The organism is Microbacterium sp. K36, assembly GCF_004794355.1.
Lineage (GTDB): Bacteria > Actinomycetota > Actinomycetes > Actinomycetales > Microbacteriaceae > Microbacterium > Microbacterium paraoxydans_D.
Genome location: NZ_SSDN01000062.1, coordinates 67,672 through 92,585 on the forward strand (window position 1 = coordinate 67,672; position 24,914 = coordinate 92,585).

The following is a 24,914-nucleotide window of genomic DNA, read 5'->3' on the forward strand; positions in this document are numbered from 1 at the left end:
AATCGCTTCAGGCCTGCGCGCGCGCAGTCCTCACCCCTGCGGACGCCCCGCCGCCCCGCGCTGGACCGTCAGCCGGATCCGAACGAAAGGTTGCGCCCACCATGCGCGAAGTCTTCCACCAGTCCCTCGAGGACCTGCAGTCCCGCCTCGTCGAGATCGCCGAGCTCGTCACGGTCTCCATCGACAAAGCCACCCGCGCCTTCGCCACGAGCGACGTCGCCCTGGCCGAGGAGGTCATCGCCGACGACGCCAAGATCGACGAGCTCGCGGTGGCGCTGGACGAGCAGGCCATCGAGATCCTCGCCCGCCAGCAGCCGGTCGCGCGCGACCTCCGCATCGTCGTCACCGCACTCCGCGTCAGCGCGTCCCTGGAGCGGATGGGCGACATGTCCGAGCACATCGCCCAGCTCGCCCGCCTGCGGTTCCCGGAGCGCGCGATCCCGAAGGGACTCAAGGGCACGTTCGTGAAGATGGGCGAGCTCGACGTGGAGATCTCCCGCACGCTCACGGAGCTCCTCCGCACCCAGGACCTGAAGTTCGCGGATGCCATCCGCAACGCCGATGACGACGTCGATGAGCTGCACGCCAGCGTCTTCGAGAAGGTGCTCAGCGACAACTGGAAGGGCGAGGCCGTCGCCACGGTCGATGCGACGCTCGCCAGCCGGTACCACGAGCGCTTCGCGGACCACGCGGTCGCCGTCGCCAAGAAGGTCGTCTACCTCGCGACGGGCGACTGGCACGTCGAGGAGGAGGACATCGCCCTCGCGGTGGAGCAGCAGGAGCAGCTCGGCCACGCCTGACGAGACCCCGCCTCATCGCCGAGACCCCCTGCTGCAGTCGCCTGCGGCAGGGGGTCTCGACGTGAAACCGGGGTCTCGGTTACTTCTTGCCCTGGGCGGCCACGGCCGCGGCACCGGCGGCGGCGGCCTCCGGGTCGAGGTACCGGCCGGGACCGGTCGGCGCGTTGTTCTCGTCGAGCTCGTACACCAGCGGAATGCCGGTCGGGATGTTCAGGCCGGCGATGTCGTCGTCGCTGATGCCCTCGAGGTGCTTGACGAGGCCCCGCAGCGAGTTGCCGTGCGCCGTCACGAGCACGGTCTTGCCGGCTTCGAGGTCGGGAACGATCTCCGCGTCCCAGTAGGGCAGAAGGCGGTCGATGACGAGCTTCAGCGACTCCGTGCGCGGCGCCTCGCCGTCGATGCCCTCGTAGCGGGCGTCACCGACCTGGCTGAACTCGCTCGCGTCGTCCAGCGGGGGCGGCGGCACGTCGAACGAGCGGCGCCACAGCTGGAACTGCTCCGGGCCGAACTCCTCGAGCGTCTGCGCCTTGTCCTTGCCCTGCAGCGCCCCGTAGTGGCGCTCGTTGAGCCGCCACGAGCGCTTCACCGGGATCCACAGCCGGTCGGCGGCATCCAGCGCGATGTCGGCGGTCTGGATCGCCCGGCTCAGCAGGGACGTGTGCAGCACGTCGGGCAGGATGCCGGACTCGGCGAGCAGCTCACCGCCGCGACGGGCCTCGCCCTTGCCCTGCGCGGTCAGGCGGACATCCACCCAGCCGGTGAAGAGGTTCAGTTCGTTCCACTCGCTCTGGCCGTGGCGGAGCAGGATCAGGGTGCGCTTCGCAGTCATGTCGTCAGTTTATCCGGGGCGCGGAGCGGGCACAGCGGCGGAGGAGGGAGGATGGACGCATGGCGTCATCTCCCCTCGGTCGGCCGACCCGCGGCACGACAGGGACGAACCGGCTGCGTCGGAACGACCGGTGGATCGCCGCCTCCCCCGCCTTCCGACGCGCGGCCGACCCCCTCGTCGTCGACCTCGGCTTCGGAGCGAGCGGGGTCACCGCGTTCGAGCTGGCCGCCCGACTGCGACGCGTGCGGCCGGATGCGGAGGTGCGCGGCCTGGAGCTCGACCCGGACCGGGTGGCCACCGCGGAGCAGCAGCTCGTCGAGGTCCAGGCCGGCCGCACGCCCTTCCCTGCCGATCTCCGCGTCTCCTTCGCTCGCGGCGGGTTCGAGGTGCCGCTCCCGGGCGGTCGCCGGCCCGCCGTCATCCGGGCGATGAACGTCTTGCGGCAGTACGACGAGGCCGAAGTCGGGGGCGCGTGGCGCACGATGACCGGCCGGCTCGCTCCGGACGGGCTGCTCGTGGAGGGGACGTGCGACGAGATCGGACGCGTCGCGAGCTGGGTGGACGTGGATCCCCTGGGCACTCCGGTCCGCTTCACGGTGTCCCTCCGGCTTCGTGAGCTCGAGGTCCCGAGCATCGTGGCGGAGCGGCTGCCCAAGGCACTCATCCACCGCAACGTCCCCGGCGAGCGCATCCACGCACTGCTGGTCGATCTGGACCGGGAGTGGGAGCGCGCCGCTCCCCTGTCGACGTTCGGAGCCACGCAGCGCTTCCTTGCCGCGGTGGCCGCGTTGCGTGACCAGGGCTGGCCTGTGCAGGGCGGGCGGAGCCGGTGGCGGCTGGGCGAGCTCACCCTGCCGTGGAGCGCCGTGGCACCGGCCTGACGGTACGTCGCCCCGGCGGCCCTGCTGTATTCCGGTGCGCACCTCACCACGGGCCTGCGCACCGCTAGCGTCGTACGCGGCGGGCCGTACCGACGCGTGCGCCGACTCGATCGCCATGCGTTCCCAGGGCAGGAGAGGCGATGACGACCGAGAACGCGAAGGCGGAAGGATCCGCGGAGGCGCAGGAGAACGAACGCGAACGACTCGGCGACGTCCTGACGTCGGCGCAGGACTTCGCCCACGAGCAGTCCGGCTACCGGACGGCCTTGAAGGCGCGGCACCTGCAGATGATCGCCCTCGGCGGCGCGATCGGGACCGGGCTGTTCATGGGGGCGGGCGGACGCCTGAACGCCGCAGGACCCCTGCTGGCCGTCTCCTACCTGGTGTGCGGGGTGTTCGCCTTCTTCATCCTCCGCGCCCTCGGAGAGCTCGTCATCCACCGCCCCTCCTCCGGATCGTTCATCTCGTACGCGCGGGAGTTCTACGGCGAGAAGCTGGCCTTCGCCGCCGGCTGGCTGTACCTGCTGAACTGGGGCATGACGGCGATCGTCGACTCCACCGCCGTGGCACTCTACGTCCACTACTGGTCGGCGTTCCGCGTCGTCCCCCAGTGGCTGCTCGCGCTGATCGCCCTGGTTGTCGTCGTCGGCCTCAACCTCGTCTCGGTCCGGCTGTTCGGCGAGATGGAGTTCTGGTTCGCGCTCGTGAAGGTCGCCGCGCTCGCCCTCTTCCTCGTGATCGGCGTGGTGTTCCTCGCGGCCGGCTGGCAGACGGACCAGGGACCGACGGGAGTCGCGATGCTCGCCGCCCACGGAGGCTTCGCGCCGGAAGGGGTGCTCCCCGCCGTGATCGTGATGCAGGGGGTCGTCTTCGCCTACGCCTCCATCGAGCTGGTCGGCACCGCCGCGGGCGAGACGGAGAACCCGGAGAAGGTGATGCCCCGGGCCGTCAACTCGGTGATCCTGCGCATCGCCGTGTTCTACGTCGGGTCGGTGCTGCTGCTCGCCCTCCTGCTCCCGTACACGGTGTACCGGGCCGGGGAGAGCCCGTTCGTGACGTTCTTCTCGCACGTGGGAGGGCCGAATGTGGGGGCGGTGGCCGGCAGCGCCATGAACTTCATCGTGATCACCGCCGCGGTCTCGGGGCTGAACGCCGGCCTGTACTCGACGGGGCGGGTCTTCCGCTCGCTCGCGGCCTCCGGTGCCGCACCACGCGCGACCGGCCGGATGAGCCGTCGCGGTGTGCCCGTCGTGGGCATCCTCGTCACCGCCGTGTTCGCCCTCGCCGGTGTCCTGCTGAACGCGGTGGTTCCGGGACAGGCCTTCGAGATCGTGCTCAACATGTCCGCGCTGGGGATCATCGCGGCCTGGGCGACCATCATCCTGTGCCAGCTCCGGCTGTACCGGCTGTCGCGACGCGGACTCGTCGAACGACCGTCGTTCCGCCTCTTCGGCGCGCCCTACACCTCGTACCTGACGCTCGCGTTCCTCGGGTCCGTCGTCGTGCTCATGGCCTTCGACTATCCGACGGGCACCTGGACGGTCGCCAGCCTCGGCGTGCTGATCCCTGCGCTCATCGGCGGCTGGTTCCTGGCCCGGGGACGGATCGCGGAACTCGCCGGGAAGCGCTCGACGGCCGGACCGGGAGTCGAGGTCTGACGGACGTGCGACTCAGGCGCCGGTGTCGCGAGGATCGGGCGCCGTCGGGCGGCGGGACAGCCGCGTCAACCGCGGGATGTCCGCGGTGGCGCCGGCATCGGCCGGGACGATGATCTGCTGGGACGCGGCGATGTCGATCCCCTCGGCCCGGACGACGAGGTCGCCGACGGGAGCGCGGCGGGACAGGAGGGCGAGGGCGATCGGCCCATCCTCGTGATGCCGCGCGGACGAGGTGATGTGCCCGACCTCGTCATCACCCGCGAACACGGGGGCTCCGGGTTCCGGCAGCACGGCGTCGCTGCCGTCGAGCTGGAGCAGGGCGAGCCGTCGCGGCGGATGGCCAAGGTTATGCACCTTCGCGACGGTCTCCTGCCCGCGGTAGCAGCCCTTGTTCAGGTGCACGGCGCTGCGGAGCCAGTCCGACTCGTGCGGCAGCGACCGCTCATCCACCTCGGCCGCCCACCGCGGACGCCAGGCGGCGATGCGCAGCGCTTCGGCGGCGAGGAGACCGGCGGCATCCTCCCGATCGAACTCCGCGGTGAGCACGCGCGCCGCCGTCTCCGGCACGATTCCGATCCGCCAGGCGAGGTCAGCTCCGGGGTGCGCGGCCACATCCGCGTACTGATGGCCACCGACGGCGACGTGCTGCCACGGGTCGACCCAGATCCGCGCATCCTCCAGGCCGCGCACGCGCTCGGCCGCGGGTCCGCCGTCGACGAATCCGAGCAGCGCGAGGTCGGGGCGCAGCTCGACCGTGGCCTGGGTGCGGAACTTCATCCGCGTCAGCCAGGTCGCGAGCCCCTCCGCGTCATCCGCGTCCGCCAGGAGCCAGGTCGAGGTGCCGTCGTCGAGGACGCCCGCGGCGTGCTCGACGCGCCCCTGCGGATCGAGGACGAGGAGCTCGGTGCTCTCCCCCGCCTGCAGTCGACCCACCGCCTGCGACGTGATGGAGTCGAGCCAGGGAAGGCGTTCGGGGCCCGAGACCTCGATGACCGCGCGGTCGTCGAGGGGCGCGATCGCCGTTCCGGCCGCGAGACGGCGCTGCTCGCGGAACGGGTCGCCGAAGTGGGCGATGCCGCGCTCCCCCGCGGTCGCGCCGGGGACGCCGTCGAAGACGCTGCTGCTCACGGTGTGCTCCGTTCAGACGCGGGCGAGCCGCGCCGAGGCGTGCGCCCGCAGAGGTGTGCCGAGGGCGGCGATGTCCCACGCCCAGAGCAGGTGCCCGTCGACGAGTCCGTACATCCGCGAGGCGGAGCCGTAGTCCTTGGCGCCCGCACCGCGCACGATCGCGTCCGACGTGAGGTCGACCCGGGGTCCGTTGATCTCGCCGAGGTAGTACTCGAGCATGCCGTCCGAGCGCGCCAGCGACACCTCGAGCGGGAACGCGCCGTTGGCGGACCGCAGAGCCTCCACGTCATCGACCGTGCGGGTGACGGGCGTCGCCGTCGGCGGCAGCAGCGCCGGTCCCGCGTCGGTCGCCGCGGCCGGACGCGCCAGCCGCCAGAAACCGGACTCGGCGGTCAGCGGGACGGCGGGCGCACCCTCGTCACCGACGAAGGTCGCCGTGGCCGCGTAGTTCAGGAACGGTCCGCCATCGTGGCTGAAGCTGACGCGATGCGTGAACTCGCCCTGCAGACGCTCCTCGCCGACCGGGTAGTCGATCACCCCGGACCCCTCCCACACGCCGATCAGCCACGCCAGCGGGGCGAGGTCGGCGGGAAGGTCGGTGGGGAGTTCGATCATGTCGTCAGCGCTGGCCGCGGAAGAGGTTGCGCAGCACCACGGCCGACACGAAAACGATCGCGAGGCTCGCCAGGCCGAGCAGGCCGATGAAGAAGATTTCGAGCGCCATGATGTCCATGACCTCCACCTTACCCCCGGCGATCCGGGTCAGGAGGGGATGAGGGCGGCCAGGCCGAAGCCGACCGAGATGATCCCCATCAGCAGCAACGAACCGGTCACACTGCTCGCGACGCGGAAGATGAAGCCCTGCGTGCGGCCGTACCAGAGCTGCACGGCGAAGGACAGGAGCACGACCGCCCCGAAGCCCACCAGCATCCAGGGGATGCGCCACTCCTCGGGAGCGAAGATCCCGATGACGATGCTGCCGACGAACGCGGTCGCCCAGACGGCGATGACGCCGGTGAAGGCGTTGCGGGGCGCGAGTGCCGGTTCTGACATGTCTCCATTCTTGCGCATCGGTGGCCGCTATCATGGCGGCACGGCGTCGATCCCCCCGCCGGTGAGGAGTGCGCGTGGCCCTGGTGCTGGTTCTGACCAATGCTCCGCTCTCGGAGCAGGTGCTGCCCGCCCTCGAGCTGCTGAGCCATCGCACGCGGCAGATCCCGGCGGAGCCGGCGCAGCTGATCAATGCCCCGGAGTACGACATCGTGATCGTCGACGGCCGTCACGACCTCGTCGGGGCGAAGTCGCTGTGCCGACTGCTGCGGGCTACCGGGCAGGACGCGCCGCTCCTGCTGGTCGTGACCGAGGGCGGCATGAGCGCCCTGTCCGGCGAATGGGGCATCGACGACGTCCTGCTGGCGACGGCCGGCCCGGCGGAGATCGACGCGCGCGTGCGCCTCGCCCTCGCCCGGCGGGACGAGGTCGCGGAACCGGCGCGGGTGCAGGCCTCTGGCGTCACGATCGACGAGCAGTCCTACTCGGCGAAGCTGCACGGCCGACCGCTGGATCTCACCTACAAGGAGTTCCAGCTCCTGCACTTCCTCGCCACCCATCCCTCGCGGGTGTTCACCCGCGAGCAGCTGCTCAGCGAGGTGTGGGGGTACGACTACTTCGGCGGCACCAGGACCGTCGACGTGCACGTGCGACGGCTGCGCGCCAAGCTCGGCGATCAGGAGCAGATCATCGGCACCGTGCGCAACGTCGGGTACCGCTTCAACGTCTACGAGGACGACAGCCTGGTCGGCTCGCGCTGACCGCCGTTCACACGCCCGACACCTGCCGGTGCTTAGATGTACCCCATGATCGATCCCGCACTCGCCGACGCCGGACTCGGTGACGCCGAAGACGACGACTTCGACGACGCCGTCGAGGCGCCGGACTCGCAGCTCCCCGACCATCGCTACCTGGACCGCGAGCTGAGCTGGCTCGCGTTCAACCAGCGGGTGCTCGAACTCGCGGAGGATCCGACGCTGCCCGAGCTGGAGCGGGCGAATTTCCTGGCGATCTTCGCCAGCAACCTCGACGAGTTCTTCATGGTGCGCGTGGCCGGTCTCAAGCGGCGCATCATGACCGGTCTCGCCGTGCCGACCAACATCGGGCGCTCGCCCGTCGACGCCCTCGCCGACATCTCGCGGGAGGCGCACGCGCTCCAGCTCCGCCACGCGGACGCCTGGACGAAGCTCGTCCGTCCGGCTCTCGCCGATTCCGGCATCGAGATCACGGAGTGGTCGGACCTCACCGACGACGAGCGCAGGGCACTGTCGGACTACTTCGGAGCGCAGGTCTTCCCGGTGCTGATGCCGCTGGCGGTCGACCCGGCGCATCCGTTCCCCTACATCTCCGGACTCTCCCTGAACCTCGCCATCCGCATCCGCAACGCGAGGACCGGCCGCCAGGAGTTCGCGCGCCTCAAAGTGCCGCCCATGCTCCCCCGCTTCGTCGAGGTCCCGGGCGGCGGGGAGATCAAGCGTTTCCTGCGGCTGGAGGAACTCATCGCCAACCACCTCGGCGACCTCTTCCCCGGCATGGAGGTGCTGGACCACCACGCGTTCCGCCTCACCCGCAACGAGGATGTGGAGATCGAGGAGGACGAGAGCGAGAACCTCATCCAGGCGCTCGAGGCCGAGCTGCTGCGTCGTCGGTTCGGTCCGCCCATCCGGCTCGAGATCACCGACGACATGGACGATGTCACCATGGACCTGCTGGTCCGGGAACTCGACATCACCGACCTCGAGGTCTACCGCCTGCCTGGACCGCTCGACCTCCGCGGACTGTTCGACCTGTCGCGGATCGACCGTCCGGACCTGCGGTATCCGCCGCACCTGCCCACCACCGCCGTCGCCTTCCAGCCCGCGGGGTCGAGCAACCGAGCCGATATCTTCAAGGCGATCCGCAAGTCCGACGTCCTCGTGCACCACCCGTACGAGTCGTTCACCACGAGCGTGCAGGCGTTCCTCGAGCAGGCCGCCCGCGACCCGCACGTGCTCGCCATCAAGCAGACGCTGTACCGGACCTCCGGTGACAGTCCCATCGTGCAGGCGCTCATCGACGCGGCCGAGGCCGGCAAGCAGGTGCTCGCCCTCGTCGAGGTGAAGGCGCGATTCGACGAGGCCAACAACATCGTGTGGGCGCGCAAGCTGGAGAAGGCCGGCGTGCACGTGGTGTACGGCCTCGTCGGGCTCAAGACCCACTGCAAGCTCGCCCTCGTCATCCGCGAGGAGGACGGCAGGCTCCAGCACTACTCGCACGTCGGCACGGGCAACTACAACCCGAAGACCAGCCGCATCTATGAGGACTTCGGACTGTTCACCGCCGACGCCCAGGTGGGCAAGGACCTCACCCGGCTGTTCAACGAGCTCAGCGGCTACGCCATCGAGAAGAAGTTCAAGCGCCTCCTCGTCGCGCCGCTGCACCTCCGCAAGGGTCTCGTCCGGCTGATCGACGCCGAACGTCGGATCGCCGAAGCGGGCAAGCCGGCGCACATCCGCATCAAGGTCAACTCGATGGTCGACGAGGAGATCATCGACGCGCTCTATCGCGCGAGTGCCGCGGGGGTGAAGGTCGACGTGTGGGTGCGCGGCATCTGCAGCCTGCGGACCGATCTCGACGGGATCAGCGACAACATCACGGTCCGCAGCATCCTCGGCCGCTACCTCGAGCACTCCCGCATCTTCACGTTCGAGAACGACGGCGACCCCCAGGTGTACATCGGCAGCGCCGACATGATGCACCGCAACCTCGACCGCCGCGTCGAGGCCCTGGTCCGCGTCACGGATCCCGCGCATCTCAAGGAGCTCACCGCCTTCTTCGACCTGGCGATGGATGACCGGACCTCATCGTGGCACCTCGGCCGCGACGGCGTCTGGGAGCGCCACGCCGTGGACGCCGACGGCAAGCCGCTCGTCGACCTGCAGGATAAGACCATGGGGATGATCCAGCGACGTCGTCGGGCGCGGGCGGTTCGATGACGGCGCGGCAGGTCCAGCTCCCGCCGTCCGCGGCCGAGGCGAAGTGGGCGGACAAGGCCGTGTACGCGGCCGGTGCCGTCGTGTGGCGTCTGGTCGACGGCAAGCTGCGGATCCTGCTCATCCACCGCACGAAGTACCGCGACGTCACCCTGCCGAAGGGGAAGGTCGACCCGGGCGAGATGCTCGCGGAGACCGCCGTGCGCGAGGTGCACGAGGAGACCGGCATCCGGGTGGCGCTCGGCGTACCGGTCGGGATCAGCCGCTACCACCTCGCGTCCCGCAAGCAGAAGGTCGTCCACTACTGGGCGGCCGAGGCGACGGACGCCGCGATCCGCGCCTCGACCTTCGTGCCCAACCGCGAGATCGCCGCCCTCGAGTGGGTCAGCGTGAAGAAGGCCCGTGCCGCGCTGAGCTACCCCGTGGATCTGGAGATCCTGGATGCGTTCGCGGCGCTGGTGGACGACGGCGTGCTGCGGACCTTCCCGGTGATCGCACTGCGGCACGCGAAGGCCCTGCCCCGCTCGGAGTGGGACAAGGCGGACGCCGCGCGGCCGCTCTCCGACCGCGGGAAGCGTCAGGCCAAGGCCATCGTCGGGCCGCTCCGCGCGTTCGGGGTGCGCAAGATCGTCACCAGCGACGCGGTGCGCTGCGTGCAGACCGTCACGCCGCTCGCCAAGGCCCTGGACCGCAAGCCGGTACTCACCGAGAAGATCAGCCAGGACGCCTGGGAGGACGGCGTCGCCGACCTCCGCTCCGTCGTCGGCCGCCGCATCCGCGCCGGCAAGCCCGCCGTGCTCTGCAGCCACGGCCCCGTCCTGCCTGCGCTCCTCTCGGAGATCGCCCTCGCGACCGGCACCGTGCACGGCTCGTACGTCGGCAGCGCCGCCGATCTGGAGACCGGCGCGTTCTCCGTGGTGCACGTCTCGGCGACCAACCCCGGCTCCGGCATCATCTCGATCGAGACCCACGCGCCGAAGGTCTGACCACGTTCGAGTCGCGCACTTCGCTGCATCTGGGCCGGAAATGGCGCAAAGTGGGCGATTCGAAAGGGCGCGCGGTGACAGGGGCCGGCTCCAGAGAGTCGCCGGTCGTTCACCTGCCGTTCACCTGCGCGGGAGAGTCTCGTTAACCGTCGCCCCTAGCGTCACTGTGTGCCCTGCACCGGGCCCCACCCCTCCAAGATCGAAGGATCCACAGTGAAGATCTCCCGAATCGCACGAATCGGCGCCATCGGCGCCGTCGCCGCTCTCGCCCTCGCCGGCTGTGCCGCGAACGAAGGCGGAGCCGGCGGCTCCAGCGAAGAGCCCTCGGAGTCCACGCTCTCCGGCACGATCGACGCGACCGGCGCCTCCTCGCAGACCGCAGCCCAGGAGGCCTGGGTCGCCGCCTTCCAGACCGCCCACCCCGACGTGACGGTCAACTACGAGCCCACCGGCTCCGGCACCGGCCGCGAGAACTTCCTCGAGGGCGGCAGCAACTTCATCGGCTCGGACCGCGCGTTCAACGACGAGGAGCTCGCCGCCGGCGGCTTCGGCGCCTGCACCACCGACGACATCGTCGAGGTCCCCCTCTACATCTCTCCCGTCGCCGTCGCCTTCAACCTCGAGGGCTCGACACGCTGAACCTCGACGCCGCCACGATCGCGGGCATCTTCGCCGGCACGATCACCAACTGGAACGACGAGGCCATCGCCGCCCTGAACGACGGCGTCGAGCTCCCCGACCTGGCGATCTCGCCGGTGCACCGCTCCGACCCCTCCGGCACGCAGGAGACCTTCGCCAAGTACCTCAGCGCGACGGCTCCCGACGTCTGGACCTACGAGGTCTCCGACGAGTGGCCGATCCAGGGTGGCGAGGCCGCTCAGGGCACCTCGGGCGTGAAGCAGGCCCTCACCGCCGGCAACGGTGCGATCGGCTTCCTCGACGCCTCCCAGGCGGACGGCCTCGGCCAGGTGGCCGTGGGCGTCGGCGAGGACTTCGTCTCCTACTCGGCCGAGGCCGCGGCGAAGCTCGTCGAGGGCTCGCCGCTCGCCGAGGGCCGCGGCGAGGGCGACCTCGTCTTCGACGTCGACCCGGCCGCCGCCGCGGACGGCGCCTACCCGATCGCGCTGGTCAGCTACCTCATCGGCTGCGAGCAGTACGAGGACAGCAACGTCGCGGAGCTCGTGAAGGAGTACTTCACGTACATCGCGAGCGCCGAGGGCCAGGACGCGGCTGCCGAGAACGCCGGCAGCGCCCCGATCTCGGACGGCCTGCGCGAGCAGGTCCAGGCCGCGATCGACCTCATCCAGGTCGGCTGATCCTGCCGATCCACTGACGACGGTGCCCCCGCGTCCCCGAGCGGGCGCGGGGGCTCCGCCAGGTCAGCACCCGATCCATCTCCACCCGGCCCGAAAACAGGGAGATCATGAGCACGACCGCGCAGGAGCCGACAACGGCACCGGCACCGACACCGGCGCCGCCCACACCGATCAAGGCCAAGCAGCGCCTCGGCGACCGGGTCTTCTCCGGTACCGCGCTGGCGGCCGGCATCATCATCCTGGTCGTGCTGGCGCTCGTCGCGGCCTTCCTCATCATCCAGAGCCTGCCGGCTTTCCAGCTCGACACCACCGACAACCACATCCTCCGGGGCGAGTCGTTCTGGGTGTACGTGTGGCCGCTCGTCTTCGGCACCCTCTGGGCCTCCTTCATCGCCCTGCTGATCGCCGCCCCGATCGCCATCGGCATCGCGCTCTTCATCTCGCACTACGCCCACCGCCGGCTCGCGTCGTTCCTCGGCTACATCATCGATCTGCTCGCCGCGGTGCCCTCCGTGGTGTTCGGACTCTGGGGCGGCCTCGTGCTCGCCCCCATGCTCCAGCCGATCTACGTGTGGCTCAACGAGAACGCCTCGTGGGTGCCGTTCTTCGGCGGTCAGGTCTCCGCGACGGGCAAGACCATCCTCACCGCCGCCCTCGTCCTCGCCGTGATGTGCATCCCGATCATGACCGCCATCTGCCGCGAGGTCTTCCTGCAGACCCCGAAGCTCCACGAGGAGGCGGCCCTCGCCCTCGGCTCCACGCGCTGGGAGATGGTCCGCATGGCCGTGCTCCCCTTCGCGCGCGGCGGCATGGTGTCGGCGGCGATGCTGGCCCTCGGCCGCGCGCTCGGCGAGACGATGGCGGTGACGATGGTGCTCTCCCCGTCGGCGGTCGTCAGCTTCCTCGTGCTCACCGCCACCAACCCCACGCCGATCCCCGCGAACATCGCGCTCGCCTTCCCGGAGGCGCACGGCACCGGCGTGAACACGCTGATCGCGACCGGCCTCATCCTCTTCGTCGTGACCTTCGCGGTCAACGCGCTGGCGCGCTGGATCGTCGCCCGCCGCGCCGAGTTCTCGGGAGCGAACTGACATGACCGCCCTCACCAGCGCTCCGCCCGCCGCGAGCACCACCGCGCTCACCTCAGGCCGCCTGCCGAAATGGGCGCCCTGGGCCCTCCTCGGCGTCTCGTTCGTCGTCTCCGCCGCAGTGTTCGGCGTCGCCGCTGCCGGCTCCGACACCCCGCTCGCCGATTTCAACATCGCGGGCACCGTCATCGTCGGCATCCTGCTCTACATGGTGATCATCACGGTGATCTCGTCCATCGCCGAGAGCCGTCGCAAGGCCGTCGACCGCCTGATGACGGCCCTCGTCGCCACGGCCTTCCTCATCGCCCTGCTGCCGCTGATCTCCCTGCTGTGGACCGTGGTGGCGAACGGCGTCGAACGGTTCGACGCCGAGTTCTTCACGTACTCGATGCGCAACGTCGTCGGCGACGGCGGCGGTATCGTGCACGCCATCTGGGGCACGGTCCTCATCACGCTGACGGCCACCATTATCTCGGTGCCGGTCGGTCTGATGACCTCGATCTACCTCGTCGAGTACGGCCGCGGCAAGATCGCCAAGGCCATCACATTCTTCGTCGACGTGATGACGGGCATCCCCTCGATCGTCGCGGGTCTGTTCATCTACGCGGTGTTCGCCCTCCTGATCCGTCCCGGCATCTCGATGGGCTTCATGGGCGCTCTCGCCCTCGCCGTGCTGATGACGCCGGTCGTCGTCCGAGGTAGCGAGGAGCTGCTCCGGATCGTCCCGAACGAGCTGCGCGAGGCCTCCTACGCTCTGGGCGTGCCGAAGTGGCTCACGATCCTCAAGGTCGTCCTGCCCACCTCGATCGCCGGCATCATGACCTCGGTCATGCTCGCCATCTCCCGTGTGATCGGCGAGACCGCCCCGCTGCTGCTCACCGCCGGTTTCACGCAGAGCCTCAACACGAACATCTTCGACGGTCAGATGATGACCCTCCCGGTGTTCGCCTACAACCAGTACATGAACCAGGGCACGAACCCGGACGCCGCCGTCGCGCGCGCCTGGGCCGCAGCTCTCACCCTCATCCTCATCGTCATGGTGCTGAACCTGCTCGCCCGCCTGATCGCGAAGCTGTTCGCCCCGAAGGTCAACGGCCGCTGAGGCCCGACCACTCAGAATAGGAATCCACGTGTCCAAGAGCATCGAAGTCAACGACCTCAACGTCTACTACGGCAACTTCCTCGCGGTCGAAGGCGTCTCCCTCGACATCCAGCCGCGCAGCGTCACGGCCTTCATCGGCCCGTCGGGCTGCGGCAAGTCCACCTTCCTCCGCACCCTCAACCGCATGCACGAGGTCATCCCCGGTGCCCGCGTGGAGGGTGAGGTGCTGCTCGACGGCAAGGACCTCTACGGCGCCGGCGTCGACCCGGTGCTCGTGCGTCGCCAGGTCGGCATGGTGTTCCAGCGGCCGAACCCGTTCCCCACGATGTCGATCAAGGAGAACGTTCTCGCGGGTGTGAAGCTCAACAACAAGCGGATGTCGAAGAGCGAACAGGACGACCTCGTCGAGAAGTCCCTCACCGGTGCGAACCTGTGGAATGAGGTCAAGGACCGCCTCGACCGTCCGGGCTCCGGGCTCTCGGGTGGCCAGCAGCAGCGTCTCTGCATCGCCCGCGCGATCGCCGTCTCCCCGGAAGTGCTGCTGATGGACGAGCCGTGCTCCGCCCTCGACCCCATCTCGACCTACGCCATCGAGGAGCTGATCGGCGAGCTCAAGAACGAGTTCACGATCGTGATCGTGACGCACAACATGCAGCAGGCGAGCCGGGTCTCGGACAAGACCGCGTTCTTCAACATCGCCGGCACCGGCAAGCCCGGCAAGCTCATCGAGTACGACGACACCACGAGTATCTTCACCACCCCGTCGGTGCAGGCGACCGAGGACTACGTCTCCGGCCGCTTCGGCTGACCTGCACTCTCTTCGGTCTTCGGGCCCGGACGCCTCGCGTCCGGGCCCGTTCTCGTCACTCCGTCTCTCCCCGGGCACAACTTCGGATATGCCGTGCGACACGCCGGCACCCGCCCCAGGGCCGCGGCGCGTCCCCTTCGGTCTCCGAAGCCGTGCACGGGTCGTAAGTCCTGCACCGACGGGGCAGTGAGGAGGATCGTCCACAGAGGGCGGACTCTGAGGTCGAGACCGGGCGGAGAGACCGAGGCTGCGCGAATGATGGCGGGATGTGCACGGGGCGAGGGACGCAGGTGTGGACGTATGCCGCGCTCCGCGCCCGGCACGGACGACGGCAGATCGAGCGTCAGGTGCGCGGCGGCACCCTCGTCAAGGTGCGGCGCGGGGTCTACGCGACGGCCGCCGCGTGCGTGGAGGTCATGACCGCTGCTGCTCACGGCGGAGTCCTCGGCTGCGAGTCCGCGGCGCGGCACCTCGGGATCTGGGGGCTCGACGAGCCGGCTCTGCACGTCTGGATGCACCACGACCGCCATCAGTATCCGCACGAGGACTGCGACTGCGTGACGCACTGGGATGCTGCGACGTCCGGCAGTGCCTTCGAGCAGCCGGGGGTGCCCCTCGTACTCCGGCAAATCTACGGCTGCCGCGGGGCGGAGGCGTTCTTCGTCGCTCTGGAGTCCGCCCGGCGGCTCGGACTCATCGACGCGGTCGGGCTGCGCCGTCTCGGTGACCGGCTCGGGCCCGAGGGCCGCGACCTCATCGCCTTCTCGCGGGCCGACGCCGACAGCGGGCTGGAATCCTTGGTGCGGCTGAGGGTCCGACGCCACGGGTGGCGCGTGCGGACACAGGTCGGCGTGGTCGGGACGGGCCGGGTGGAACTCCTTATCGATGACTGGCTCATCATCGAGACGGACGGACGCGCCAACCACGAGGAGAGCTCTCTCCGGCACCGCGATCTGGTCCGCGATGCGACCGCCGCCGGCTGGGGCCACCCCACTCTCCGCTTCGACTACGCGATGGTCCTCCACGACTGGCCCCTCGTCGAGCGCGCCATCGTCGAGACCATGCGCCGCCGCCCCTGACCCCGCCGGCCCTGTGCCGTGCACGGCTTCGGAGATCATCGACGACACGCCGGTGTCGGGGCCGGGCCAGGGCGTGTCGTCCGGCATCTCCGAAGTCGTGCCCGGGGACCCGAGGACTCAGTCGCGCGGGGAGAGGAGGTAGGCGTTGAGGTCGTCTGTGAGGGCGGTGTCGACGGGGACCGGCGTGCCGTCGATCGCGGTGATGGCGGTGGCGAGACGGACGCTCGACACGAGCCATGCGGCGTCGGCCCGCGTCAGATCGGCGGCGGGGATGCGGTCGTAGCCGACCTCGAAGCCGCGCGCGAGGAGGTGGTCGTAGACGCTGAGCTGCGTGGTGCCGTGCAGGATCCCGCCGTTCGGGGCCGGCGTCGTGAAACTGTCGCCGAAGCGCAGGATGAGCGAGGCCGTCGGAGCCTCCAGCACGAAGCCGTCGCTCGACAGGAAGATCGCGTCGTCGGCTCCGCGGCGCTTGGCCTCGCGCAAGGCCGCCATGTTCACGGCGTAGGACAGCGTCTTGGCTCCGAGCAGCAGCCAGGGTGCCCGTTCCGCGGCGCCGAGGTCGTATCCGCGGTCGAGGGTCACGACCTTGACGCCGTTCCGCCGTACCGCGGCGAAGTCCGCCGCCGGAGCCGCGGTGACCCACGCGGTGGGCGTCGGCCCGTGCTCGACGCCGCGGCTGAGGATCAGCTTGATGACCGACTCCCCCGCCCCGAGCTGTGCGGCGGCCTGCTGGATCGCCTGCCGCCACTGCTCCTGGTTCGGCACCGGGAGGTCGCAGAGTCGCGCCGAGTGCGCAAGGCGTTCCAGATGCGGGACGACCTCCTGCGCATGTCCGTCGACGACGCCGATGGACTCGAACACGCCGTCGCCCCGTTGCGTGCTCAGCTCCCCGACGCTGAGGGCGGGGGCCGCGGCGTCCACCTGAGTGAACGTGTCGGCGTAGTCGGCACGCTGCTCGTCGGCGGCGACGGGATCGATCATGAGGGCGAAGCGACGGGTCATGTCACGAGCCTAGGCCGCCGGGAATACCCACCGCGTCCTCGCGTTACACTGGAGTGGCCGGGCCGCATAACCCCGGGCTCCAATTTTCGCCGCTGCGAGCGGCCTTCCGCCGAGAGGCGTTCTTGCGGCCCGGTCTTTCTCTGTCCGGACGCTGTCCCTCTCGGACTCAGGCCAGGGCGCCGGTGCGCCACAGGGCCGCCGACGCCGCGAGGTCCTGGGCATAGCTGCTCAGCCGCAGCGCCCGCGTGGTGAGCTCGCTGGCCCGGGTGGGCTCCGTGGGCTCGTAGTCGTCGGCGGTGTGCGTCGCCCCCGAGGCCTGGACGCGGCAGAACGCCGCCGCGCGCTCCAGCGCCACGGCGAAGTCGCCGCGGAAGGCGCCGCGCAGGATCGTGTCGATGAGCGCCACGAGCTCGTCCGGGCTCGCCGGCACCGGCGCCCCGGCGACCACGGCGTCGGCCGACGGCAGCTCGACCCGTCCCCGGTCGTAGAGCAGGGCCGCGGTGCGCGGATCGCCGTGGATCGCGAGCTGGAGCACGTACAGCCGCCACAGCGACCCGGGGAGGGTGCGCGACGGCGCCTTGGACCACAGCTCCGCGATCTCGTCGATGCCGTGCTCGCTCGTGAAGGCGATCAGCCGCTCGACGCTCGCCCCGCTCTCGTCCTCCCGCACGCGGGTCAGCAGTGCGGAGGCGGTGGCGTGTGCGACGCGCGTCTCCTCGGCGGGATCATGGGCGCCGACGATGTTGTCGAAGGCGCTCGTCGGACGGCGCACGGGGCGATGGTGCTGCTCGGGCATCCCTCCAGGGTACGCCCCGCCTCGGACGCTCAGGCCGTCGGGATGACGATCACCGGGTCGGTCGTGGGGAGGCCGGACGGCGATCCGCCCTCCTGCTCGACCGTCACCGCGATGGCGTCGCCGGCCTGCATCTCGCCCTCGAGGAGCGCGGTGGCCTCCCCGCCGTCGACGTCGAACACACCCGCGGCGATGGGGTCTTCGCCGCGGACGAACCACAGCTCGTAGGTCTTCCCATCGGCCACCTCGGGCAGCCCGTCCGTGACGAGCACGGCCTTGCCGACCGAGCCCGACCAGTGCGCCGTCGCCGTCGCACCGTCGTCGAGCTCGACCGTCGCCTTCTGCGCGTCGCCCGCGGATTCGATCTCCTGCAGCGCGACGACGCTCGCCGGGCGGTTCAGCTGGTCGTTCAGGGCGACCGCTCCGATGCCGACGCCCACCAAGAGCGCGAGGCACGCGGCGAGCGCGAACGCGAGCCGGGTCCAGCGGCGAGCCGGACCGGGAGAGGCGGCGCCGGAGGCAGGGCTCTCGTCCGCGGGTCCTTCGGGCTCGGAGGCGGAGGCGGGCTCGGGGGCATCGCTCTGCGAAGTCTGGGCGATCTGCGCGAGCAGAGCCGCACGGATGCCGGCGGGTGGGGCGACCGGAGTCGCGCCGTCCGCGAGGAGAGCGGCCGTCTCAGTGTCGGTGTCGTCCTGCGCCGCCCACTCCGGGTGCTCGGCGAGGGCACGGCGGTACCGGCGCTCGTCTTCCGCCGACAGCGCGTGGAGCGCGGCACCTGCCGCGAGTTCTGCGAAGTCCTTCTCGTTCATGCCGTCACCCCCATCGCCGTGCGGAGCCGGGTCAGCCCGTCTCTCATCCGTGTCTTGATCGTTCCGAGTGGCGCTCCCACGAGCGCCGCGATCTCGTTCTGACTGTAACCGCCGTAGTAGGCGAGGACGAGCGCCTCCCGCTGCGCCTCCGGAAGCCCGGTCAGCGCCGCGACGACCCGCTCTCCTTCGATCCCCAGCTCGACCCGTTCCGCCACGCTGTCGTGCGCGACGCCGAGGTCCTTGAAGCCCGCGCGCACGTCCCGGTCCGCACTCGACTGCGAAGCCCGCACCCGATCCACGGCCCGGCGATGCGCGATGGTCATCACCCAGGTTCGTCCCTGTCCCTTGTTCGGAGCGAACCGGGAAGCGGATTGCCAGATCTCGAGGAAGACCTCCTGGAGCACTTCCTCGCTCTGCGCGCGGTTCACGAGCACGCGGAGGATGAGACCGAAGACACGGGAGGAGAGGGAGTCGTACAGCGCCGCGAAGGCAGCCTGATCACCGGAGGCGACGCGGACGAGGAGGTCGGCGACAGCATCCTGCGGCGCCGCCCCGTCCTCGGGGACGTCCATCCCATCGATGACCATCTCCATAAGCATGCCGTATCTCCGCCCTCTTCCCGTGCAGCCGTCACCCGAATGTGAACGAATAGACCTCGACGCCGGCAGGGACCTCGAGCGTGAACGTGCCCTTCGCGATGTCGTCCTGCTCGAGCAGCCCGTAGGAACGCGGCGTGCCGTCGATCCGGATCGTCTGCGCGTTGCCGTCCGCGTCCCGGACCACGACCTCTCCCGATCCCGCGACGACCATGCGCACCTCGGCCGCCCGATAGTGCAGGCGGATCCGGCCGTCGTCGTCTCCGGCCGGTGTGACGTACTGCGTGTCCACGGTCCAATCGCCGTCCAGCGCGAAGCTGTCGTCGGGCTGGTCCTCGGGGAAGCGGAAGCTGCCGTCGCCGCGGCGGTACTCGTCGCCGCCGCCGTAGTTGACGTCCTTCGAGGAGCCGAGGAAGGTCTCCCGGGTCGTGGCTCCCACCTCGGGGGTCTCGTCCTTCACGTCCGTGGCGGCGGGCAGCTCGACGTCGGGGTCGGCATCCTGCAGCAGCTCCCGGATCATCGCCTCCGTCGCGGCGTAGTTGCCCTCGCCGAAGGAGATGTGGCGGACGGTCCCCTCCGCGTCGATGAGGTAGTGCGCGGGCCAGTACCGGTTGCGGTAGTTGGTCCAGGTCGAGAGGGTGTTGTCGAGGGCGACGGGGTACTCGATGCCGAAGTCGCGCGCGCCGGCGGCGACGTTCCCCGGATCCTTCTCGAACGCGTACTCGGGCGAGTGGACGCCGATCACCTGCAGCCCGGCGTCCCGGTAGGTCTCATCCCAGGCCACGACGTGCGGGATCGAGCGCTGGCAGTTGATGCACGAGTACGCCCAGAAATCGATGAGGACGACCTGTCCGCGCAGGTCCTTCAGGTCGATCGCCTCCCCGTCCGGGGTGTTGAGCCACTGCTGGATCCCCTTGATGGACGGCGCCGTACCGCAAGACTCCAGCTCGGTCGCGCCGTTCGTGCACTTGTCGAGGTCCTTGTTCTCGTCATTGACCAGGCCGCCGAGGTCCAGGGCGTCCTGCACCTGCTCGGAGTCGGCGATCTGCTCCTGCAGCGGCGCGGTGTAGTCCGGCAGCAGCCGCTGCAGCGCCTGTGGCACGTTGAACACGAGACCCACGGCGAGCGCGATCATCGCCACACCGGCGGCGATCCGGAGCGCCCGCTCCTTCGTCCGGAAGGCTCGGATGCGCTCGATGACGCTGCGTCCCGCGAGCGCGAAGACCAGCAGGGGCACCGCGACGCCGATCGCGAAGGAGACGGTGAGCAGCACGGTGCCTACACCGATCTGTCCCGTGGACCCGGCGACGATGATGGCCGCGAGGACCGGGCCCGCGCACGGGACGAACACGGCCCCGAGGGCGAGGCCGACGCCGAAGCCGTTGCCGCGGTTCTTCACCTCGCGCTGTCCGAAGCGCTGGAAGGGCCGCTCCAGGATGTGCTGGAACCGCGGCACGATGAGTCCCACCCCGATGACGACCAGCACGGCGATGCCGACCCAGCGGATGATGTCCTGCGGCAGGTTCAGCAGGCCCAGCAGGAGCGACCCGGCGAGCGTCACGAGCGTGAAGCTCAGCACGAGGCCGGCGATGACGAAGTAGGGGCGGCTGCGCTTCGCCGGCACCGCCTCCCCCTCGTAGGACGCCGACTGGGCACCGCCGGTGAGGAAGATCACCGGGAGCACGGGCAGGATGCACGGCGAGATGCCGGTGATGAGCCCGCCGAGCAGGCCGATGATGATCAGGTCCATGAGGTCCTCGTCTCTGTCGGGGGCTGTTCGCGCCGACCCCCCGCAGCGGATTGGATCGGATCCGATTTCGGAGAATCTCGAAATTCCTCCCATCCGATCCGCGGAGGCTTCCGAACAGCCCTCGACGCCACGGAGAGGCCGTGGCCGGAGTTTCGAAGGAGCTCGACATGTTCAGCACCAAGAAGAAGGTCACCGCAGCAGTCACCCTGGGTCTGGCGAGCGCATTCCTGCTCTCGGCATGTTCCATGGGCAGCGGAACGAGCACGGAGGAGTCGTCGGAGCCGACGACGCCGGAGACGTCGGAGTCGACGCCGATGGAGATGGACCCCGCCGCGAACCTCGTCGGCCCGGGCTGCGCGGCCTACGCGGAAGAGGTCCCGGATGGCGCCGGTTCCATCCAGGGCATGTCCCAGGACCCGGTGGCGGTCGCCGCCTCGAACAACCCCATGCTGACGACGCTGGTGTCGGCGGTCAGCGGTGAGCTGAACCCCGACGTGAACCTCGTCGACACGCTCAACGGCGACGAGTTCACCGTGTTCGCCCCGGTCGACGACGCCTTCGCGAAGATCGACGCCGCGACCATCGAGACGCTGAAGACCGACAGCGACCTGCTGACCTCGATCCTCACGTACCACGTGGTCCCCGGCCAGATCGAGCCGTCCGACATCGAGGGCATGCACACCACCGTCCAGGGCGCCGACCTCGAGGTGACCGGCAGTGGTGACGAGTGGATGGTCAACGACGCCAACGTCATCTGCGGCGGCGTGCAGACCGCGAACGCGACCGTGTACCTCATCGACTCGGTCCTGATGCCCCCGGCTGAGTAAGCCAGGGATGGTGCCGGCGACCCGACCGGCACACGGCCTCCCCTGTTGTCAGGAGGGACACGGGGCAGGTGAAGGGGACGTCGGCGGCTGTGGCGCCGACGGCCCCTCGTCGTGCGCCCCCTAGACTGGGAGCACGGGCCTCTAGCTCAGTTGGCAGAGCATCGGACTTTTAATCCGCGGGTCGTGGGTTCGAGCCCCACGGGGCCCACCGCATCCTCAGTCGTCGCCGCCGGCGTTCCCGGCGAGCAGGTCGTCGCGGATCCCGGCGACGCCGTCCGGCAGCGTCTCGCCGTGCATCACGAAGTCCGGGGCCTCGGGGCTCCCCCCGATGCCGCAGACGGCGACATTGTCCTGACCATCGATCGTCTCCGGGACGGCCACGAACCACACCGCCGACTGTTCCAGCCACTCGGTGGTCGCCATGTCGGCGAAGAACGTGGCGTTCGGCGAGATCGTACGGATCTTCTCGGTGCAGAGGGAGACGAGCTGCCCCTTCGCGAAGGCGCCGGCAGCCGGCGGCGAGGACGTCTCCGTGGGCGTCGGGGCCGTGGTCGGCACGGGCGAGGACGACGGCGTCTCCGAAGGGGTGGAGGTCACGGTCGGCGTCGGTTCCGGAGCCGGCGTGCAGCCAGCGAGGACGACCAGGACCGGCAGGAGGAGGAGAGCGGGGCGGAGGCGCATGTCTGGATCGTATCGAGTCGCCGATGCCATTCCCGCCAGCGCGGCCGCTCTGTATCACCGACGCCTGCGGCTGGCCACCCCCTGGCGAGGCCCCGAGCCCTGCGAGAGGGTCGAGGAGTCCCCGGAACAGGGCGACTTCCCACCGAAAGGACGGACCATGACTCTCACCGGAAACCGCGTGGCATTCCTGGCGACGGACGGCTTCGAGGACAGCGAGCTCACGAGCCCCTGGGAGGCGGTGACGACGGAGGGCGCGAGCGCCACGCTCATCGCCCCGGACGGAGCAGCGATCACCGGCAAGAACGGTCACGAACAGGCCGTCGACCTGAAGGCCGCGGACGCCAGCGCCGACCAGTTCGATGCGCTCGTGCTGCCCGGCGGCGTGGTGAACGCGGATCACCTCCGCATGGATCAGGCCTCCATCGATCTGGCCCGCGCGTTCTTCGAGCAGCACAAGCCCGTGGGCGTCATCTGTCACGGTGCCTGGATCCTCATCGAGGCCGGCGTCGTGGACGGCCGGACGATCACGAGCTACCCGAGCCTGAAGACCGACCTCCGCAACGCCGGCGCGAGCTGGGTGAACGAGGAGGTCGTGGTCGACGAGGGGCTCGTGTCGAGCCGCACCCCCGATGACCTCCCCGCGTTCAACGCCAAGCTCGTCGAGGAGATCGGCGAGGGCAAGCACGCAGGGCAGACCGCCTGACGCTCAGCTCACGCGCGCCCGATGGCGCCGCACGGCCGCCCGGTTCGCGCACCTCACGGAGCAGAACCGCTGGCGGCCGTTGCGCGTCACGTCCGCGACGACGTTGGTGCACGGCGGCGCGTCGCAGCGCCCGAGTCGGTTCATCCCCCGGGTCACGAGGTGCAGCGCCGTGCCGAGGTTGATGATCGCGCGCAGCACGAAGGGCAGCGAGCGCACGTCGTCCCGGTAGTGCAGGTGCCAGCCCTCGTCGTCGTGGTTGGTCAGCCGGGGATAGGCGCCCGCGATGGCGAGCTGGTCGTTGAGCAGGGCGGCTCGCGCATCGGCGTCCGGTTCGTCCACGATGGCCAGCCAGTCGTCGATCACGGCGCGCACCTGCGCGTGGTCGTCGGGGGCCGGCGGAAACGTCTGCGTCATCCCCAGCGCGAGCGTGCGCTCCTCGATCCCCGCGCGGTCGTCCGGCCAGTCGTTCGCAAGGGAGGCGGCGAGGAGCACCGCATACTCGCCGTAAGGGTTGAGATGCATAAGACCATTACATCACGCTGGTCCCATGACCTCCTCCGACACCCTCCCGATCCCCCGGCTCGCCTCCCCCGCCGACACCCACGAGCACGCCTGGCTCGTGGAGTCGCGCCATCCCACCAGCGAGGGCGTCGTGCTGTACGTCCGGTGCGCGGACTGCGACTCCCGTCGGGTCGACCTCGCCCCGCATACCCCGATGCCGCCGACCGCGCTGAGCCGGGCCGTCGTCACGCCGTCAGCGCGATGAGCTTCCGCACCGTGCGCAGGTTGCGCGCCGTGCCGGGAACCCCGAGCGCCCGGTCGAGCACGGCTTTCGTGAGCTTGGTCGTGTGCACCCCGCCGGGGGCGTAGTCGATCCACAGATCGTGTCCGACCAGAGCGAGACGCTCTCCCGGCACCAGGCGCTCGTGCAGGGCCTCGAGGGCGTCGGCGGCGGGAGCGCCCTCGAGGAACATCGCGTGCACGAGCTTCAGATCCCCTTCCGGGAAGGGCTGGGCCGCCTCGGACTCGGTGAGCTCGGCGTGCGTGCGGTGGATGACCGGAGTGTCGACACCGAACTCCGCCACGATCAGCGCGCGCACCGTCGCGCAGGATGCCGCCGGGTCACGGGGCGTCGCGCAGAGGACGTTGCCGCTCGCGATGTAGGTGGAGACGTCCTGCAGGTCGGTCTCGGCGGCGAGGACTTCCCGCAGCCGGGCCATGGGTACGCTGCTGCGTCCGCTGACGTTGACCGCGCGGAGGAGGAGGACGCTACGACTCACGCCTCCGCGCTCGCGAGGAGCTCTGCACCGGCATGCGCGAGCTCGGCGAGGGCCGCGGCGCTGGGTTCGGGGGCGACTCCGGCGATCAGGTCCGTGAGCACACGGACGTGGACGCCGTGGGCGATCGCATCGAGCGCGGAGGCCCGGACGCAGTGGTCGGTCGCGATGCCGACGACGTCGGCCGTCACGACGCCGGCCGCGCTCAGCACCGCGGCGACCGTTGCACCGTCGTCGGTCACTCCCTCGAACATCGAGTAGGCAGGGCGGCCCTGGCCCTTGCGCACGTGATGGGTGACGCCGTCCGTCACGAACAGCGGGTCGTAGTCGGCTCCCGCGGTGCCGGCGACGCAGTGCACCGGCCACGAGTCGGTGTAGTCGGGAATGGCGGAGAAGTGGCCGCCGTTGTCGCCGTCGGCATCGTGCCAGTCGCGGGAGGCCACGACGACCTCGTAGTCGTGGGCGTGGGACGCGAGGTAGGCGGAGACGGCGGCGGCCACCGCGTCACCGCCCGGGACCGCGAGGGCGCCACCCTCGGTGAAGTCGTTCTGCACGTCGACGATGAGAAGCGCTCTGCTCATGCTCCGAGCGTACGCCCCGCGGCCGGGCCCGGAGACGAGGAAACCCCCGGGACCACGAGGGTTCCGGGGGTTTTCCTGAGCCGCTTGTCAGAATCGAACTGACGACCTTTTCATTACGAGTGAAATGCTCTGCCGACTGAGCTAAAGCGGCGTGCGACGCGTGAGCGGCGCGATCACCGATATTACCCTGTCTCGCGC

The 24,914-nt window shown here is 70.0% G+C and carries 26 protein-coding genes, 2 tRNA genes and 1 pseudogene; 15 read left to right on the top strand and 14 right to left on the bottom strand.

From position 1 onward, the window contains the following. Positions 1–101 precede the first annotated feature (101 nt). Entirely contained in the window at positions 102–800 is a 699-nt protein-coding gene (gene phoU, locus DW296_RS06425) for a phosphate signaling complex protein PhoU (RefSeq protein WP_025104304.1), read from the top strand. A gap of 79 nt (positions 801–879) precedes the next feature. Here phoU and DW296_RS06430 read toward each other — a convergent pair whose 3' ends face one another. After that, positions 880–1,629: a phosphoglyceromutase gene (locus DW296_RS06430; RefSeq protein WP_136051553.1), complete on the bottom strand. Its 750-nt coding sequence runs from the start codon at positions 1,627–1,629 to the stop codon at positions 880–882. A gap of 59 nt (positions 1,630–1,688) precedes the next feature. Between DW296_RS06430 and DW296_RS06435 the strand changes: the two genes are divergently transcribed. Both DW296_RS06435 and DW296_RS06440 read left to right on the top strand, forming a co-directional pair. Then, entirely contained in the window at positions 1,689–2,510 is an 822-nt protein-coding gene (locus DW296_RS06435; protein ID WP_136051554.1) for a class I SAM-dependent methyltransferase, read from the top strand. Positions 2,511–2,650: 140 nt separating this feature from the next. After that, positions 2,651–4,168: an amino acid permease gene (locus DW296_RS06440; protein ID WP_136051555.1), complete on the top strand. Its 1,518-nt coding sequence runs from the start codon at positions 2,651–2,653 to the stop codon at positions 4,166–4,168. Between the two features lie 12 nt (positions 4,169–4,180). Here the strand turns inward: DW296_RS06440 and ygfZ are convergent, their stop codons facing one another. The 3 genes from ygfZ to DW296_RS06455 all read right to left on the bottom strand — a co-directional run bounded on the left by ygfZ (position 4,181) and on the right by DW296_RS06455 (position 6,349). Further along, positions 4,181–5,296 carry a CAF17-like 4Fe-4S cluster assembly/insertion protein YgfZ gene (gene ygfZ, locus DW296_RS06445; protein ID WP_136051556.1) on the bottom strand — a complete coding sequence of 372 codons (1,116 nt, stop codon included), beginning with the start codon at positions 5,294–5,296 and terminating at the stop codon, positions 4,181–4,183. Between the two features lie 12 nt (positions 5,297–5,308). Beyond that, positions 5,309–5,911, bottom strand: coding sequence for an FABP family protein (locus tag DW296_RS06450; protein WP_136051557.1), 603 nt, complete (start codon positions 5,909–5,911; stop codon positions 5,309–5,311). A 147-nt stretch (positions 5,912–6,058) separates the two neighbouring features. Then, positions 6,059–6,349, bottom strand: coding sequence for a hypothetical protein (locus DW296_RS06455; RefSeq protein WP_168428992.1), 291 nt, complete (start codon positions 6,347–6,349; stop codon positions 6,059–6,061). 74 nt (positions 6,350–6,423) lie between these two features. On the opposite strand from DW296_RS06455, the gene DW296_RS06460 reads away from it, so the two are divergent. The 8 genes and pseudogenes from DW296_RS06460 (at position 6,424) to DW296_RS06495 (ending at position 15,697) form a co-directional block, all read left to right on the top strand. Beyond that, positions 6,424–7,107: a winged helix-turn-helix transcriptional regulator gene (locus tag DW296_RS06460; protein WP_025104297.1), complete on the top strand. Its 684-nt coding sequence runs from the start codon at positions 6,424–6,426 to the stop codon at positions 7,105–7,107. 45 nt (positions 7,108–7,152) lie between these two features. Further along, positions 7,153–9,321: an RNA degradosome polyphosphate kinase gene (locus DW296_RS06465; RefSeq protein WP_136051559.1), complete on the top strand. Its 2,169-nt coding sequence runs from the start codon at positions 7,153–7,155 to the stop codon at positions 9,319–9,321. Beyond that, complete coding sequence (locus DW296_RS06470; protein ID WP_136051560.1) at positions 9,318–10,304, top strand: NUDIX hydrolase; 987 nt, start codon at positions 9,318–9,320, stop codon at positions 10,302–10,304. Before DW296_RS06465 ends, DW296_RS06470 begins: the two co-directional genes overlap by 4 nt. 213 nt (positions 10,305–10,517) lie before the next feature. Then, a pseudogene (locus tag DW296_RS06475) lies at positions 10,518–11,620 on the top strand (phosphate ABC transporter substrate-binding protein PstS). Between the two features lie 107 nt (positions 11,621–11,727). Continuing rightward, positions 11,728–12,711, top strand: coding sequence for a phosphate ABC transporter permease subunit PstC (gene pstC, locus DW296_RS06480; protein ID WP_071328849.1), 984 nt, complete (start codon positions 11,728–11,730; stop codon positions 12,709–12,711). A gap of 1 nt (position 12,712) precedes the next feature. After that, positions 12,713–13,810, top strand: a complete 1,098-nt coding sequence (pstA, locus tag DW296_RS06485; protein ID WP_136051561.1) for a phosphate ABC transporter permease PstA — start codon at positions 12,713–12,715, stop codon at positions 13,808–13,810. Between the two features lie 28 nt (positions 13,811–13,838). After that, positions 13,839–14,618, top strand: coding sequence for a phosphate ABC transporter ATP-binding protein PstB (gene pstB / locus DW296_RS06490; RefSeq protein WP_025104291.1), 780 nt, complete (start codon positions 13,839–13,841; stop codon positions 14,616–14,618). Positions 14,619–14,884: 266 nt separating this feature from the next. Beyond that, entirely contained in the window at positions 14,885–15,697 is an 813-nt protein-coding gene (locus DW296_RS06495; RefSeq protein ID WP_136051562.1) for a hypothetical protein, read from the top strand. Between the two features lie 117 nt (positions 15,698–15,814). Here the strand turns inward: DW296_RS06495 and DW296_RS06500 are convergent, their stop codons facing one another. The 5 genes from DW296_RS06500 to DW296_RS06520 all read right to left on the bottom strand — a co-directional run bounded on the left by DW296_RS06500 (position 15,815) and on the right by DW296_RS06520 (position 20,647). Next, on the bottom strand, positions 15,815–16,699 hold the full coding sequence (locus DW296_RS06500) for an aminodeoxychorismate lyase (protein WP_136051563.1): 885 nt from the start codon (positions 16,697–16,699) through the stop codon (positions 15,815–15,817). A 166-nt stretch (positions 16,700–16,865) separates the two neighbouring features. Further along, positions 16,866–17,495 carry a DNA-directed RNA polymerase subunit beta gene (locus DW296_RS06505; protein ID WP_136051564.1) on the bottom strand — a complete coding sequence of 210 codons (630 nt, stop codon included), beginning with the start codon at positions 17,493–17,495 and terminating at the stop codon, positions 16,866–16,868. Between the two features lie 29 nt (positions 17,496–17,524). Then, positions 17,525–18,301 (bottom strand): anti-sigma factor, encoded by a 777-nt coding sequence (locus tag DW296_RS06510; protein WP_136051565.1) that lies wholly within the window; start codon positions 18,299–18,301, stop codon positions 17,525–17,527. After that, a complete protein-coding gene (gene sigK / locus DW296_RS06515) occupies positions 18,298–18,900 on the bottom strand; it encodes an ECF RNA polymerase sigma factor SigK (RefSeq protein WP_177173817.1) in 603 nt (200 codons plus the stop codon). The genes DW296_RS06510 and sigK overlap by 4 nt, the downstream gene beginning before the upstream one ends. Before the next feature lie 31 nt (positions 18,901–18,931). Beyond that, positions 18,932–20,647 carry a cytochrome c biogenesis protein DipZ gene (locus DW296_RS06520; RefSeq protein ID WP_136051566.1) on the bottom strand — a complete coding sequence of 572 codons (1,716 nt, stop codon included), beginning with the start codon at positions 20,645–20,647 and terminating at the stop codon, positions 18,932–18,934. Between the two features lie 167 nt (positions 20,648–20,814). Between DW296_RS06520 and DW296_RS06525 the strand changes: the two genes are divergently transcribed. Both DW296_RS06525 and DW296_RS06530 read left to right on the top strand, forming a co-directional pair. After that, complete coding sequence (locus DW296_RS06525; RefSeq protein WP_136051567.1) at positions 20,815–21,474, top strand: fasciclin domain-containing protein; 660 nt, start codon at positions 20,815–20,817, stop codon at positions 21,472–21,474. A 135-nt stretch (positions 21,475–21,609) separates the two neighbouring features. Beyond that, a tRNA-Lys gene (locus tag DW296_RS06530) sits at positions 21,610–21,682 on the top strand. A gap of 8 nt (positions 21,683–21,690) precedes the next feature. On the opposite strand, the gene DW296_RS06535 is transcribed toward DW296_RS06530, so the two are convergent. After that, complete coding sequence (locus tag DW296_RS06535) at positions 21,691–22,155, bottom strand: hypothetical protein (protein WP_136051568.1); 465 nt, start codon at positions 22,153–22,155, stop codon at positions 21,691–21,693. A 157-nt stretch (positions 22,156–22,312) separates the two neighbouring features. Here DW296_RS06535 and DW296_RS06540 point away from each other — a divergent pair, with 157 nt between their 5' ends. Next, positions 22,313–22,858, top strand: coding sequence for a type 1 glutamine amidotransferase domain-containing protein (locus DW296_RS06540; protein ID WP_136051569.1), 546 nt, complete (start codon positions 22,313–22,315; stop codon positions 22,856–22,858). 3 nt (positions 22,859–22,861) lie between these two features. Here the strand turns inward: DW296_RS06540 and DW296_RS06545 are convergent, their stop codons facing one another. After that, positions 22,862–23,380: a CGNR zinc finger domain-containing protein gene (locus tag DW296_RS06545; RefSeq protein ID WP_136051570.1), complete on the bottom strand. Its 519-nt coding sequence runs from the start codon at positions 23,378–23,380 to the stop codon at positions 22,862–22,864. A gap of 25 nt (positions 23,381–23,405) precedes the next feature. On the opposite strand from DW296_RS06545, the gene DW296_RS06550 reads away from it, so the two are divergent. Then, positions 23,406–23,624, top strand: a complete 219-nt coding sequence (locus tag DW296_RS06550; protein ID WP_136051571.1) for a hypothetical protein — start codon at positions 23,406–23,408, stop codon at positions 23,622–23,624. Here DW296_RS06550 and DW296_RS06555 read toward each other — a convergent pair. The 3 genes from DW296_RS06555 to DW296_RS06565 form a co-directional block, all read right to left on the bottom strand. Continuing rightward, complete coding sequence (locus DW296_RS06555; RefSeq protein ID WP_136051572.1) at positions 23,605–24,138, bottom strand: DUF1697 domain-containing protein; 534 nt, start codon at positions 24,136–24,138, stop codon at positions 23,605–23,607. The genes DW296_RS06550 and DW296_RS06555 overlap by 20 nt on opposite strands. Continuing rightward, positions 24,135–24,716 carry an isochorismatase family protein gene (locus DW296_RS06560; protein ID WP_136051573.1) on the bottom strand — a complete coding sequence of 194 codons (582 nt, stop codon included), beginning with the start codon at positions 24,714–24,716 and terminating at the stop codon, positions 24,135–24,137. Before DW296_RS06560 ends, DW296_RS06555 begins: the two co-directional genes overlap by 4 nt. A gap of 78 nt (positions 24,717–24,794) precedes the next feature. Further along, positions 24,795–24,867 (bottom strand) — tRNA-Thr (locus DW296_RS06565). Positions 24,868–24,914: the final 47 nt, after the last annotated feature.